At 55.3% G+C, this 14,203-nt stretch carries 12 protein-coding genes; 7 read left to right on the top strand and 5 right to left on the bottom strand.

Annotation, left to right across the window (positions count from 1 at the left end; all coding sequences use genetic code 11):
• Positions 1–169 precede the first annotated feature (169 nt).
• Together fnr and uspE are read left to right on the top strand one after the other, a co-directional pair.
• Complete coding sequence (gene fnr, locus HF650_RS10765) at positions 170–922, top strand: fumarate/nitrate reduction transcriptional regulator Fnr (protein ID WP_187802348.1); 753 nt, start codon at positions 170–172, stop codon at positions 920–922.
• Positions 923–1,067: 145 nt separating this feature from the next.
• Entirely contained in the window at positions 1,068–2,018 is a 951-nt protein-coding gene (gene uspE / locus HF650_RS10760) for a universal stress protein UspE (RefSeq protein ID WP_187802347.1), read from the top strand.
• 29 nt (positions 2,019–2,047) lie between these two features.
• Here uspE and HF650_RS10755 read toward each other — a convergent pair whose 3' ends face one another.
• The 3 genes from HF650_RS10755 to pntA form a co-directional block, all read right to left on the bottom strand.
• A complete protein-coding gene (locus HF650_RS10755; RefSeq protein ID WP_187802346.1) occupies positions 2,048–3,160 on the bottom strand; it encodes a mechanosensitive ion channel family protein in 1,113 nt (370 codons plus the stop codon).
• Positions 3,161–3,268: 108 nt separating this feature from the next.
• The gene (gene pntB, locus HF650_RS10750) at positions 3,269–4,657 is read right to left on the bottom strand and encodes a Re/Si-specific NAD(P)(+) transhydrogenase subunit beta (protein WP_187802345.1); all 1,389 of its coding nucleotides are present in this window, start codon (positions 4,655–4,657) and stop codon (positions 3,269–3,271) included.
• A gap of 10 nt (positions 4,658–4,667) precedes the next feature.
• On the bottom strand, positions 4,668–6,206 hold the full coding sequence (pntA, locus tag HF650_RS10745) for a Re/Si-specific NAD(P)(+) transhydrogenase subunit alpha (protein WP_187802344.1): 1,539 nt from the start codon (positions 6,204–6,206) through the stop codon (positions 4,668–4,670).
• A 492-nt stretch (positions 6,207–6,698) separates the two neighbouring features.
• Between pntA and ydgH the strand changes: the two genes are divergently transcribed.
• Together ydgH and HF650_RS10735 are read left to right on the top strand one after the other, a co-directional pair.
• Positions 6,699–7,643, top strand: a complete 945-nt coding sequence (gene ydgH, locus HF650_RS10740; RefSeq protein ID WP_187802343.1) for a DUF1471 family protein YdgH — start codon at positions 6,699–6,701, stop codon at positions 7,641–7,643.
• 198 nt (positions 7,644–7,841) lie between these two features.
• Positions 7,842–9,224 (top strand): amino acid permease, encoded by a 1,383-nt coding sequence (locus HF650_RS10735; protein WP_187802342.1) that lies wholly within the window; start codon positions 7,842–7,844, stop codon positions 9,222–9,224.
• A gap of 2 nt (positions 9,225–9,226) precedes the next feature.
• On the opposite strand, the gene HF650_RS10730 is transcribed toward HF650_RS10735, so the two are convergent.
• Positions 9,227–9,562 (bottom strand): GlpM family protein, encoded by a 336-nt coding sequence (locus tag HF650_RS10730; RefSeq protein ID WP_187802661.1) that lies wholly within the window; start codon positions 9,560–9,562, stop codon positions 9,227–9,229.
• Between the two features lie 128 nt (positions 9,563–9,690).
• Here HF650_RS10730 and rstA point away from each other — a divergent pair, with 128 nt between their 5' ends.
• The 3 genes from rstA (at position 9,691) to tus (ending at position 12,729) form a co-directional block, all read left to right on the top strand.
• Positions 9,691–10,407, top strand: a complete 717-nt coding sequence (gene rstA / locus HF650_RS10725; RefSeq protein WP_187802341.1) for a two-component system response regulator RstA — start codon at positions 9,691–9,693, stop codon at positions 10,405–10,407.
• 20 nt (positions 10,408–10,427) lie between these two features.
• Positions 10,428–11,723 carry a two-component system sensor histidine kinase RstB gene (rstB, locus tag HF650_RS10720; protein ID WP_187802340.1) on the top strand — a complete coding sequence of 432 codons (1,296 nt, stop codon included), beginning with the start codon at positions 10,428–10,430 and terminating at the stop codon, positions 11,721–11,723.
• Positions 11,724–11,799: 76 nt separating this feature from the next.
• A complete protein-coding gene (gene tus / locus HF650_RS10715; protein ID WP_187802339.1) occupies positions 11,800–12,729 on the top strand; it encodes a DNA replication terminus site-binding protein in 930 nt (309 codons plus the stop codon).
• Here the strand turns inward: tus and fumC are convergent.
• Positions 12,726–14,126, bottom strand: a complete 1,401-nt coding sequence (gene fumC, locus HF650_RS10710; RefSeq protein ID WP_187802338.1) for a class II fumarate hydratase — start codon at positions 14,124–14,126, stop codon at positions 12,726–12,728. The genes tus and fumC overlap by 4 nt on opposite strands.
• Positions 14,127–14,203: the final 77 nt, after the last annotated feature.

Below are 14,203 nucleotides of genomic sequence, written 5' to 3'. Positions count from 1 at the left end.
CGCTAAAGCCTTAGTGAACCAGTGGAAATTCAATAACATGAGTCAAAGTAAGCCTTTACCGTTTCGTTCCACTGTTTCATTTATGGTGAATTGACGTTTTGCCAGGCTTACGTGCGCCCTAAAAAGATGTTAAAATTGACCAATATCAATTACGGCGTAGAGCAGACCTATGATCCCGGAAAAGCGAATTATTCGACGCATTCAGTCTGGCGGTTGTGCTATCCACTGTCAGGATTGCAGTATCAGCCAGCTTTGCATCCCCTTTACTCTTAATGAACATGAGCTGGATCAGCTCGACAATATCATTGAGCGTAAAAAGCCCATCCAGAAAGGTCAGACCCTGTTTAAAGCAGGTGATGAGCTGAAATCGCTCTACGCTATCCGCTCGGGCACAATCAAAAGCTATACCATTACCGAACAGGGTGATGAGCAGATCACCGGTTTCCATCTGGCGGGCGATCTGGTGGGCTTTGACGCCATCGGTACCGGCCACCACCCGAGCTTTGCTCAGGCGCTCGAGACCTCAATGGTCTGTGAGATCCCGTTCGAAACGTTGGACGATCTCTCGGGTAAAATGCCAAGCCTGCGTCAGCAGATGATGCGTCTGATGAGCGGCGAGATCAAAGGCGATCAGGATATGATCCTGCTGCTGTCGAAGAAAAACGCAGAAGAGCGCCTGGCTGCATTTATCTATAACCTCTCGCGCCGTTTTGCGCAGCGTGGTTTCTCACCGCGTGAGTTCCGTCTGACCATGACCCGTGGCGATATCGGCAACTATCTGGGCCTGACCGTTGAGACCATCAGTCGTCTGCTGGGTCGTTTCCAGAAGAGCGGCATGCTGGCGGTGAAAGGGAAATATATCACCATCGAAAACGGCGATCTGCTCTCTGAGCTGGCGGGTCACGCTCATAACGCTGCCTGAGTTTTACCCCCGCCTTTTGCCTTTTTGCCGGGTCATTACATTTTTCTGATTTATTGATCCGGCAAAAGGTTTCCGCTGTTTCATTCAGCTTATATGGGTTATCTTTTACTGTCAGAGAGTGGTGACAGATGTAAGGAGACCCTGTATGGCTAAGTATCAGAATATGTTGGTCGCCATCGATCCTAATCAGGACGATCAACCCGCATTACGACGTGCCGTGTATTTGCATCAACGGATTGGCGGTCGGATCAAAGCATTTTTGCCGATTTACGACTTCTCATACGAGATGACCACCCTTCTGTCCCCCGATGAACGAACGGCGATGCGCCAGGGGGTTATCAGCCAGCGCACCGCATGGATCCGCGAACAGGCAAAATACTATCTCGACGCCGGAGTGCCCATTGATATCAAAGTGGTATGGCACAACCGTCCTTTCGAAGCGATTATTCAGGAAGTGCTCTCCGGCGGCCACGATCTGCTGCTGAAGATGACCCACCAGCATGACAAACTGGAATCGGTAATTTTCACCCCTACCGACTGGCATCTGCTGCGTAAATGCCCCTGCCCGGTGTGGATGGTAAAAGATCAGCCGTGGCCAGAAGGCGGGCGCGCTGTTGTTGCCGTTAATCTTGCCAGCGAAGAGATCTACCACAACGCGCTGAATGAAAAGCTGGTGAAAGAGACCCTGCACCTGGCTGAACAGGTCAACCATACTGAAGTGCATCTCGTCGGTGCCTATCCTGTCACCCCCATCAATATTGCTATTGAGCTGCCGGAATTTGATCCAAGCGTCTATAACGACGCCATTCGCGGTCAGCATCTGCTGGCGATGAAAGCGCTACGGCAAAAATTTGGTATCGATGAGAAAATGACGCATGTCGATAAAGGGTTACCAGAAGAGGTGATCCCGGATCTGGCAGAACATCTGCAGGCCGGGATTGTGGTGCTTGGCACAATTGGCCGCACCGGTATCTCCGCGGCGTTTCTCGGCAATACCGCAGAGCAGGTGATCGATCACCTGCGCTGCGATTTGTTGGTTATCAAACCGGATGATTACCAGTCGCCCGTTGAGCTGGATGATGACGAAGACGACTGAATAAGCAACCCGCCGCGAGGCGGGTTTTTTTATACCGCCGGTTGCTCACTCTGCGGCTCTGCGGAGGGCGTTTCCACTGCCAGCCCCCCTTTCACTACCACACACGGGATCGCAAGCTCAATCCCTTCTGCCGCCAGCTGCTCCATAATGCGGATATTGATCTCCTGCTGAATATCCATGTAGGTGTTGTAATCCGCTGAATTCACAATATGTACCACTTCAAAATTCAGCCGATCGGTGCCAAAGCCGAGGAAGTGGGCACGATCGAAGCGCGTATTGCCCACTTCAGTAATGATGGCTTTCACCATCTCACCCACTTTGCGCAGCTTGTCCGGCGGTGTGGTAAGCGCAAGACCAAAGGTGAAGACGATACGGCGCGTCTGCATACGCTTATAGTTGTGCAGCGTTTGTTGCAGCAGAATGGCGTTGCCGCAGACGATCTGCTCCCCGCTGAGGCTGCGAATACGCGTGGTTTTAAGACCTATATGCTCAATGGTACCGGCAACATCGCCGAACACCACAAAATCACCGATCTCGAAGGGTTTATCGAAGCCGATAGAGAGCGAGGCGAAAACATCGCTCAGAATAGTTTGCACCGCCAGCGCAATGGCGATACCGCCCACCCCGAGACTCGCTACCAGCGCGGTAATATTGACACCGACGTTCGCCAGAATCGACAGCAGCATCATCGTCCAGAGCATCATGCGCAGCAGCAGACCGGCAATTACCATGGTGACCGGGTTTTTGCTGGTGTTAGGGGAATACATCAGATGACGCATCCATGACACCACGCCCTGATCCAGCCAGAGCGCAATCTGGATGGCCAGCACTAAGAACCAGGCGTGCCCGAGGGTATTGAATAGGTGATCGGGAAGGTCAACGAAGCGCAGGCTGAAAAGCAGCGCCGCCACAAAGAGCAGGAATTTACTGGTGCGTCTGAGCATGTCCACCACAACATGCTGCAACGTGCCAACACCACCCTGCTTCTCACTCCAGTTGTGCGCGCCTTTCAGCACCATTTTTAGTAAGTGGGTGAAGAGCCAGTAGACCACCAGCGTCACAATCACTACCGTGCCAAGACCAATCCAGAATGAGGGCAGCATCAAGATGGATATAAAGTCAAAACGTGACAGAAACGTCATCCTTCCTCCTTATAAAAAAGATCAAGCAAGAAGTATAGACGCTCTCACCAGCCTCACCGCGGGCAAAAAAATACCGCTCCGAAGAGCGGTATCAGTGAGGGGTGAATCTTATAGCGCTTTGAGAATAGCATCGACACTGGCTTTGGCATCGCCAAACAGCATCTGCGTATTCTCTTTGAAGAAGAGCGGGTTCTGCACGCCTGCGTAACCGGTGTTCATAGAACGTTTGAAGACAATCACGTTCTGCGCTTTCCACACTTCCAACACCGGCATACCGGCGATGGGGCTGCGCGGATCGTCCTGCGCTGCCGGGTTAACAGTGTCGTTCGCGCCAATCACCAGAACCGTGTCAGTATCGGCGAAATCATCGTTGATCTCATCCATCTCCAGCACGATGTCATAGGGCACTTTCGCTTCCGCCAGCAGCACATTCATATGGCCCGGCAAACGGCCGGCAACCGGGTGGATACCGAAACGCACTTTCACGCCGCGGGCGCGCAGTTTTTCAGTAATTTCCGCTACCGGATACTGCGCCTGCGCCACCGCCATGCCGTAGCCTGGGGTGATGATCACCGACTGGGAGCTTTTCAGCAGTTCCGCCGTCTCTTCAGCGTTGATTTCACGGTGCTCACCCGCTTCCTCTTCGCTACCGCTGGAGGAGCCGTCGGTACCAAACCCACCGGCAATCACGCTGATAAAGGAGCGGTTCATCGCCTTACACATAATGTAGGAGAGGATGGCCCCGGACGAACCCACCAGCGCACCGGTGACGATCAGCAGATCGTTGCTGAGCATAAAGCCCGCCGCCGCCGCCGCCCAGCCGGAGTAGGAGTTAAGCATTGATACTACGACCGGCATATCCGCCCCGCCAATCGACGCCACCAGATGCCAGCCAAACACCAGCGCGATGATGGTCATCAGCAGCAGCGCCATCACCTGCAGACCGACGCTGTCGGTACGCACAAACACCAGCAGCAGCACAAAGGAAACCACCAGCGCGGCAAGGTTCATCTTGTGACGATTCGGCAGCATCAGCGGCTTAGAGGAGATCTTTCCGCGCAGCTTGCCGAAGGCCACAATCGATCCGGTAAAAGTGACGGCACCGATAAAGATACCGATAAACACTTCGGTAAGATGAATATTCACCAGCACCGGATCCATACCCGGGTTGTGATCGAGATAGCTGTTGAAGCCTACCAGCACCGCTGCCAGGCCGACAAAGCTATGCAGCACTGCTACCAGCTCCGGCATTTCGGTCATTTCGACGCGCTTCGCCAGGCGCATACCAATTGCGCCACCGATGATCATCGCCAGCAGGATCCAGGCAACATTACCGGTATCCGGACCAAAAATAGTCGCCACCAACGCAATCGCCATCCCGGCGATACCGAAGTTGTTACCTTGCTGCGAGGTTTCATGCTTTGAAAGCCCCGCCAGGCTGAAAATAAACAGGATCGCGGCAACAATGTATGCAGCTGTAACTAATCCACCAGACATTTGTTACCCCTTAGTTCTTCCGGAACATTTTCAGCATGCGCTGAGTGACGGTGAAACCACCAAAAATATTGATACTGGCAATCAGCACCGCAATAAAGCTGAAGAAGCTGACCCAGCCGCCGTGCCCCATCTGCAACAGCGCGCCAACCACAATAATGCCGGAGATGGCATTAGTGACTGACATCAGCGGTGTATGCAGCGCATGGGAGACGTTCCACACGACGTAGAAGCCGACAACGCAGGAGAGCGCAAACACGGTGAAGTGACCGAGGAACTCTTTCGGTGCAACATCGGCAAGCCAGCCAAACAGCACAATTGCCAGCGCCATCAGCGCATATTTACGCCATGGTGAAGCCGGTTTCGGTTCCTCTTTCGGCGCTGCGGTTGCGGCTGCGGCTTTAGGTGTGGCCTGCGGCTGGGCAGATACCTGAATCGGCGGTGCCGGCCAGGTTACTTCGCCTTCGCGCACCACCGTTACCCCGCGCACCACTACATCGTCGAAATTAACCACCACGTTGCCATCTTTTTCAACGCAGAGCAGTTTCAGCAGGTTAACCAGGTTGGTGCCATAGAGTTGTGAGGCCTGGGTCGGCAGGCGGCCCGGAAGATCGGTATAACCAATCACTTTGACACCGTTAGCGGTCGTGGTGACCTGATTCGGCACGGTATATTCGCAGTTGCCGCCGTTTTGCGCCGCCAGATCGACAATCACGCTGCCCGGTTGCATAGCATCAACCATCTCACGGGTGATAAGTTTCGGCGCAGGTTTACCCGGAATTAATGCCGTGGTGACGATGATGTCGACCTCTTTCGCCTGCGCGGCAAAGAGTTCCATCTCTGCTTTAATAAAAGCTTCAGACATTACCTTCGCATAACCGTCGCCGCTGCCCGCCTCCTCCTCAAAATCAAGCTCAAGGAACTCAGCGCCCATACTTTGCACCTGCTCCTTCACTTCCGGACGGGTATCGAACGCGCGGACGATAGCACCGAGGCTGTTAGCCGCACCGATGGCAGCAAGGCCAGCAACGCCTGCGCCAATCACCATCACTTTAGCGGGTGGCACTTTACCAGCGGCGGTGATCTGCCCGGTGAAAAAGCGGCCAAACTCGTGGGCGGCTTCCACAATGGCGCGATAACCGGCAATATTCGCCATCGAACTCAGCGCATCCAGCGACTGGGCGCGTGAGATGCGCGGAACAGAGTCCATCGCCATCACTGTGACATTGCGCGCCGCCAGCGTCTCAATCAGCGCCGGGTTTTGCGCAGGCCAGATAAAGCTCACCAGCGTGGTGCCCGGATTAAGTAGCGCAATCTCCTCCTCCAGCGGCGCGTTGACTTTCAGGATCACATCCGAATGCCAGACATTATCCCCCTCGACAATGGTCGCGCCCGCCAGGGCAAACGCTTCGTCGTCAAAACTTGCCAGCTTGCCTGCGCCGCTCTCAATCGCGACGGTGAAACCCAGTTTTAGTAGCTGCTCGACCGTTTTCGGCGTAGCGGCCACGCGGGTTTCATTGGCCAACCTCTCTTTAGGTACACCAATACGCATAGTTTTCCCTTCCATCGGTTTTAGTTGATGGTTTGTCCGTTTTACGCGGCGGCTTATTAACGCCGGGCGGAAAATAAAACAGTAACAAACTTTCTATAACCTACTGAAAATAACGCCTGCGATCCACCTTCAGAAAAGCGAAATGGTGCACTAATCCGTGAAAATTAAGCGCTGAAGCGGGCTGACAGGGTTATTTGACTTAAATTAACGTGGAAAGGCTGATATTCCGCTTAAGCGAAGCGGCAAAACATGATTTATCTCCGGCTCACTACACCTTTTAACATTACATTAACTTTAAAAAGTCATAACCTTTACCGCTTTTGCTGGTCAAGGGGCTGTTTTTTCAACATATCACCAAAGGTTATCGTTCACCCCCCTGACGACGCACACTCTGTAAAAAATGACGCAGACAGTTGCGCGGTTTAAATGCAATAATCACCGACGTTTTATCAATAACAACTTATGGTTTGCGCAAGGCGAAGGATTATTTTTATGAAGCTCAAGTACACCCTCCTGGCGTCAGCACTTCTGTCCGCAACCGCGTTTACTGCTAACGCCGCGACAGAGTTAACACCGGAGCAAGCCGCTGCGGTGAAGCCGTACGATCGCATCGTGATTACCGGACGTTTTAACGCGATTGGCGATGCGGTTAACGCCGTCTCAAAACGTGCAGATAAAGAAGGCGCCGCGTCCTTTTATGTGGTTGATACTTCTGATGCCAACAACAGCGGCAATCAGCGTGTCACTGCCGATCTCTACAAAGCTGACGCGCCAAAAGCAGATAAGCCCACATATCGCGTGATCAATGGCGTAACCGAATATCCAAAAGATAAAGCCATTGCGCTCGAGCCTTACGATACCGTAACGGTGCAGGGTTTCTATCGTACCCAGCCAGAAGTGAACGCCGCAATCACCAAAGCGGCGAAAGCCAAAGGTGCTGATGCGTTTTACATTGTGCGCCAGGTTGATGCCAACCAGGGCGGCAACCAGCTGATCACCGCGTTTATCTATAAAGCTAATGCGAAAAAACGCGTAATTCAGAGCGCAGACGCCATTCCACGCGACTCCGAAGCGGGCCGTGCAGCGCTGGCGAAAGGCGGTGAAGAGGCGAAACGCGTTGAAATTCCGGGCGTAGCGTCAGATGCTACCCCAGGCGTCGGCGTCGGCCGTTTCTTTGAAACGCAATCAACAAGCGGCGGTCGTTACAGTGTCACGCTCCCGGACGGTAAAAAGATTGAAGAGCTGAATAAAATCACCGCCGCGCAGATGGTGCCTTTTGACAGCGTTAAGTTCACCGGCAACTATGGCAACATGAGTGAAATCTCTTATCAGGTCGCCAAACGTGCCGCCGCGAAAGGCGCGAAGTATTACCACATCACGCGTCAGTGGTCTGAAAGCGGCAACAACATGACCATCAGCGCCGACCTCTATAAATAAGGCGTCGCAAAGAGAAAAGGCGGCTTAGAAAGCCGCCTTTTTTTTCAGTTTTATCTACTTTTTCACAAAATTCCCCTCGCCCTCATTGCATGCCCTGGCGACTCTCCGTAAAATTCCGCGCCTTAGTGATATCCACCATATTTATGCGCTCCGGCAAAATAATTATTCTGGATGAGTTGCTTTTTTGACAGGATAACAATGGAAAAGAAACTTGGCCTTAGCGCTTTAACTGCGCTGGTTCTGAGCTCAATGCTTGGCGCGGGCGTCTTCAGCCTGCCGCAAAATATGGCGGAAGTCGCCAGCCCCGCCGCGCTGATCATCGGCTGGCTGATCACCGGCGTCGGCATAATCCTTCTCGCCTTTGCCATGCTGATCCTGACCCGCATCCGCCCGGATCTTGATGGCGGCATCTTCACCTATGCCCGCGAAGGCTTTGGTGAGCTGATTGGTTTCTGCTCCGCCTGGGGCTACTGGTTATGCGCGGTGATCGCCAATGTCTCCTATCTGGTGATCGTCTTCTCTGCCCTCAGTTTCTTCACCGACAGCCCGTCGTTGCGCCTGTTTGGCGATGGCAACACCTGGCAGTCGATCGTCGGCGCCTCCGCACTGCTGTGGATTGTTCATGCGCTGGTGCTGCGCGGTGTGCAAACCGCAGCAAGCATCAACCTGGCGGCAACGCTGGCGAAACTGGTTCCACTGGGGCTGTTTGTCGTGCTGGCAGCGCTGGCCTTTAACCTCGATAAATTCTCCCTCGACTTCAGCGGCGTGGCGCTTGGCGTGCCGGTCTGGGAGCAGGTGAAAAACACCATGCTGATCACCCTGTGGGTGTTTATCGGCGTCGAGGGCGCGGTGGTCGTCTCTGCCCGCGCGCGTAATAAACAGGATGTGGGCCGCGCGACGCTGCTGGCAGTGCTGGCAGCGCTGACGGTCTATCTGCTGGTGACGCTGCTCTCCCTCGGTGTGGTCGCACGCCCCGAGCTGGCGGAGATGCGCAACCCGTCGATGGCCGGGCTGATGGTAAAACTGCTGGGCAGCTGGGGCGAAGTGGTGATCGCCGCGGGGTTGATTATCTCCGTGTGCGGTGCCTACCTGAGCTGGACCATTATGGCGGCAGAAGTGCCGCTGCTGGCGGCAACGCATAAAGCCTTCCCGCGTATCTTTGCGCACCAGAACAAACAGAGCGCGCCTGCGGCCTCACTGTGGCTGACCAATGCCAGCGTGCAGATCTGCCTGGTGCTGATCTGGCTTACCGGCTCGGATTATAACACCCTGCTGACCATTGCTTCAGAGATGATCCTCGTGCCCTATCTGCTGGTTGGCGCTTTCCTGCTGAAAATCGCGCGCCGTCCGCTGCACCGCATGGTCGCCGTTGGGGCTTGCCTCTACGGTTTATGGCTGCTCTATGCCTCCGGCCCGATGCACCTGCTGCTCTCGGTGGTGCTCTATGCCCCAGGTCTGCTGGTCTTTATCTACGCCCGCAGCACCCATAGCGAAACCATCTCGCTGATGCAGCGCGAAAAAGTACTGATTTTCCTGCTGCTGGTTGCCGCCCTGCCCGCCACCTGGATGCTGGTGCGTTGAGATCAGTGCAGGCGACTCCAGCAGTAAATTAACAGCCAGGCGCTGAGGCTCCAGCAGATCACCGCACAGCCCAGCGCCGGGCCTACCCGCATAAACGCAGTGAAGTACCAGAGCGAAAGCAGATAGAGAAAGTAAGGGATGATCGCCCACATGCCAAAGATAATGGTGGTGCGCAGCGCTTCAACACCGCGCTCGGTGGCGACAATATAGTGCGCAATCATGGCAAAGGTAGGAAAGAGCGGGATTAACCCGGCTATATAGTAGTTTTTTGTCTTCGCCAGCAGACCAATCAGCACCACCACCAGCGCGCCAATCGCCGCTTTAATCAGCAAACCCATCATTTTTCCTGTTAACACTTCAACAACATAGACCGCCAGCATAGCGGAAGCGCATGCGTTTAGAAAAGAGTAATGGCAGGTTCAATCAAGGCGGTGTATGTTGACGTTTTTGTTCATCATGATGGCTTATGAATAAGATCGTTTTTGTAGAAGACGACCCGGATGTGGGCGCACTGATTGCCGCATACCTCGGCAAGCACGATATGGATGTGATTGTCGAGGCAAGAGGCGATCGTGCGGAAGAGGCGATCGCGCGGGAAAACCCGGAGCTGGTGCTGCTCGATATTATGCTGCCAGGCAAAGATGGCATGACCCTGTGCCGCGATCTGCGTAAACAGTGGAACGGCCCGATTGTCCTGCTGACCTCTCTCGATAGCGATATGAACCATATCCTGTCGCTGGAGATGGGCGCCAATGACTATATCCTGAAAACCACCCCGCCCGCCGTGCTGCTGGCGCGGCTGCGGCTCCATTTACGCCAGCGCAGCGCAGTGACCGCCGAGCCTGCTGTACCATCGCTAAAACAGCATAAAACAATCACCTTCGGCACGTTGTCGATTGACCCCGTTAACCGCCAGGTGCTGCTGGCAGGCATTGAGGTGGCACTCTCAACTGCCGACTTCGACCTGCTGTGGGAACTCGCCACCCACGCGGGGCAAATTATGGATCGCGATGCGCTACTGAAAAATCTGCGCGGCGTAAGCTACGACGGGATGGATCGCAGCGTCGATGTGGCGATTTCGCGCCTGCGCAAAAAGCTCCTCGACAGCGCCACTGAGCCCTATCGGATCAAAACCGTCCGTAACAAAGGCTATCTGTTTGCGCCCCACGCGTGGGACAACTGAAACCGTAACCAGGTGTCACGATGAAAAAGCTGTTCGTCCAGTTTTACCTTCTGCTGTTCGTCTGCTTTCTGGTGATGACGATGCTGGTCGGTCTGGTCTACAAATTTACCGCCGAGCGTGCCGGTCGCCAGTCTCTCGACGATTTGATGAAAAGCTCGCTCTACCTGATGCGCAGCGAGCTGCGAGAAATTCCGCCTCATGAGTGGGCAAAGACCTTAAAAGAGCTGGATCTCAACCTCTCTTTCGATCTGCAAGTTGAGCCAATGAATAAATTCGCCCTTGAACCGGCAGCCGCCCAGCGTCTGCGTGAAGGTGATATCGTGGCGCTTGATTCGCAGTACACCTTTATTCAGCGCATTCCGCGCAGCCATTACGTGCTGGCGGTTGGCCCGGTGCCCTATCTCTTTTTCCTGCATGAAACGCGGCTGCTGGATATGGGGCTGATGGCGCTGATTGCCATCTCGCTGGCCTTCCCGGTCTTTATCTGGATGCGGCCACACTGGCAGGAGATGCTGCGGCTGGAGTCCGCCGCCCAGCGCTTCGGCGAAGGCCATCTTGAGGAGCGCATCCACTTTGACAGCGCCTCCAGTTTTGAACGGCTCGGCATCGCCTTTAACCAGATGGCGGATAATATCAATGCCCTTATTGCCAGTAAAAAGCAGCTGATTGATGGCATCGCCCACGAACTGCGTACGCCACTGGTCAGGCTGCGTTACCGGCTGGAGATGAGCGATAACCTCAGCGAGGCCGAACACACCGCATTGAATCGCGATATCGGGCAACTGGAGGGGTTGATTGAGGAGCTGCTGACTTATGCCCGTCTCGATCGCCCGCAGACCGAATTGCAGTTAACGACGCCGGATCTGCCCGCCTGGTTTAGCAGTTATCTCGATGATGCGCGCAGCATGAACCCGCAGCACAGCTTACTGCTCGACTGTCAGGCTGGCGGCGAATATGGCGCGCTCGATATGCGCCTGATGGAGCGCGTACTCGACAACCTTGTGAATAATGCGCTGCGCTACAGTGAAGGAACCATTAAGGTGACGTTGCAGCGCCAGGGATCGCTTGCCAGCATGACGGTAGAGGATGATGGCCCCGGTATCGCCCCGGCGGAACGGGAGCGCATTTTCGAACCCTTTGTACGCCTCGATCCGAGCCGCGATCGCGCCACCGGCGGCTGCGGCTTAGGGCTGGCGATTGTCCACTCCATTGCCCAGGCCTTTGGCGGCAGCGTCAGCTGCGGCGAGAGCGAGCTTGGCGGCGCAAAATTTACCTTCCAGTGGCCGATCTACCATAATCTTCCGCTTCCTGCTTAACCCTTAAACGCACAGTGGCTAATGCCCGGCTCCTGTGCTATAAACCATTAGCATGTTGTAACTACAGGAGTAAAAAATGGCCGCGTTAGATCTGATTGACCGCCTGAACAGCACCTTTCGCCAGCTGGAGCGTGAGCTGGCGGCGCTGAAGGCTGAACTGAGCGAGTGCCGCCTGATGGTCGCGCGCGTCTTTACCCTGCCGGAGATTGCCAAAGGGGCCGAGCACGATCCACTCCCCTCTATCGCGGTGAAGCAGCATATCGGCAAAGCAGCGGCCAGCCTCGCACTTAACCACTACACTCACTTCTTTATTCAGCAGCAGTCGGAAAACCGCAGCAGTAAAGCGGCAGTCCGGTTGCCGGGCGTGGTCTGTTATCAGGGGAGTGACGCTATGTTGCAGGTGTTGCAGGCGCGTATTGACACTATCAATACGCTCAAGCAGGCGTTTGAAAAGATCGTCACGGTTGAATCCGGGCTGGCCCCAACTGCCCGCTTCGAGTGGGTGCACCGTCATCTGCCAGGGCTTATCACCCTCAATGCCTACCGCACGCTGACGCTGCTGCGCGCGCCGGCGACCATCCGTTTCGGCTGGGCCAATAAGCACATTATTAAAAATTTCACCCGCGACGAGGTGCTGGCGCAGCTGGAGAAGAGCCTGAAATCACCGCGCGCGGTGGCAGGCTGGAGCCGGGAAGAGTGGCTGGCACGTGTGCAGCAGGAGTATAACGATGTCGCCGCCCTGCCGCAGAAGGCGCGGCTGAAGATCAAGCGTCCGGTGAAGGTGCAACCTATCGCCCGGGTCTGGTACGCCGGTTCGCAAAAGCAGGTGCAGCACGCCTGCCCGACACCGATTATCACGCTGATCTCTGAGGAGAACGGCGGCGCGGTGCCGGACGTCGGCGAACTGCTGGACTACAACGCCGATAACATTCAGCACCGCTATAAACCACAGGCGCAGCCGTTAACTTTACTCATTCCCCGGCTGCACCTTTATGTGGCGGATTAGGCTGGCTTCATGCTGCCAACCATCGATTCCGGCCGTACCCAGCTGTCGAACTCGGCTTCCGTCAGGTAGCCGAGCGCCAGCGCAGACGCTTTCAGCGTCAGCCCCTCTTTATGCGCCTTCTTGGCAATCTCCGCTGCTTTGTCGTAGCCAATATGGGTATTAAGGGCGGTCACCAGCATCAGCGACTCATTCAGCAGCTGATCGATACGCTCGCGGTTCGGCTCAATGCCCACCGCACAGTGCTCATTGAAGCTCTCCATGCCATCTGCCAGCAGGCGAATCGACTGCAGGAAGTTATGGATCACCATTGGGCGAAAGACGTTAAGTTCAAAGTTGCCCGACGCGCCGCCCATATTGACCGCTACATCGTTGCCCAGCACCTGGCAGCAGAGCATGGTCATCGCTTCACACTGGGTCGGGTTGACTTTACCCGGCATGATGGAGCTGCCCGGCTCGTTTTCCGGGATCGAAATTTCGCCAATTCCGCAGCGAGGGCCGGAGGCGAGCCAGCGCACATCATTGGCGATTTTCATCAGCGATGCGGCAAGCCCCTTTAACGCGCCGTGCGCATGCACAAGCGCATCGCAGGTTGCCAGTGCTTCAAACTTGTTCGGGGCAGTGATGAACGGCTGTTGCGTAAAGCTTGCCAGCTCTTTTGCCACCCGTTCAGCATATTCCGGATGGGTATTCAGCCCGGTGCCCACCGCGGTGCCGCCGAGCGCCAGCTCGCCAAGATGCGGCAAGCTCTGTTCGATATGTTTAAGATTGTGCTCAAGCATCGCCACCCAGCCGGAGATCTCCTGGCCGAGGGTCAGCGGCGTCGCATCCTGGAGGTGGGTACGGCCAATTTTGACGATGTCGGCAAAGGCGGTCGCTTTTTCACTGAGGGTCTTTTTCAACACCTCAAGCTGCGGGATGAGTTGATCACGCACGCCAATTACTGCCGCAACGTGCATCGCCGTCGGGAAGACATCATTGGAGCTCTGGCTCTTGTTGACGTCATCATTGGGGTGGATTTTGCGCGCCATACCGCGCTCGCCGCCGAGGATCTCACTGGCGCGGTTTGCCAGCACCTCATTCATGTTCATGTTGCTCTGGGTGCCGGACCCGGTCTGCCAGATCGCCAGCGGAAACTCGTCAGGGTGTTTCCCGGACAGCACCTCATCGGCTGCGGCCATAATCGCGCGCGCCTTCTCTTCTGGCAGCAGGCCCAGATCCTGGTTCACTTTCGCCGCCGCGCGTTTGGTCAGCGCCAGGGCGTGGATCAGCGAGACCGGCATCTTCTCGGTTGAGATACGGAAATGCTTAAGCGACCGCTGGGTCTGCGCGCCCCACAGCTTATCTGCCGGGACGTCAATCGCGCCCATCGAATCTTTCTCACTGCGATGCGTTGTCATTACTCTCTCCTTGGGTACAAAGTGATAGGGTTTTCGACTGGCTCACTTGCAAACAGGTAAAAGTATTGATGCTTTTT

Origin of the sequence: Kosakonia sp. SMBL-WEM22 (genome assembly GCF_014490785.1) — a bacterium.
Lineage (GTDB): Bacteria > Pseudomonadota > Gammaproteobacteria > Enterobacterales > Enterobacteriaceae > Kosakonia.
The sequence above is the reverse complement of the archived record's forward strand: the minus strand, read 5'-3'. Positions and strand labels throughout refer to the sequence as shown.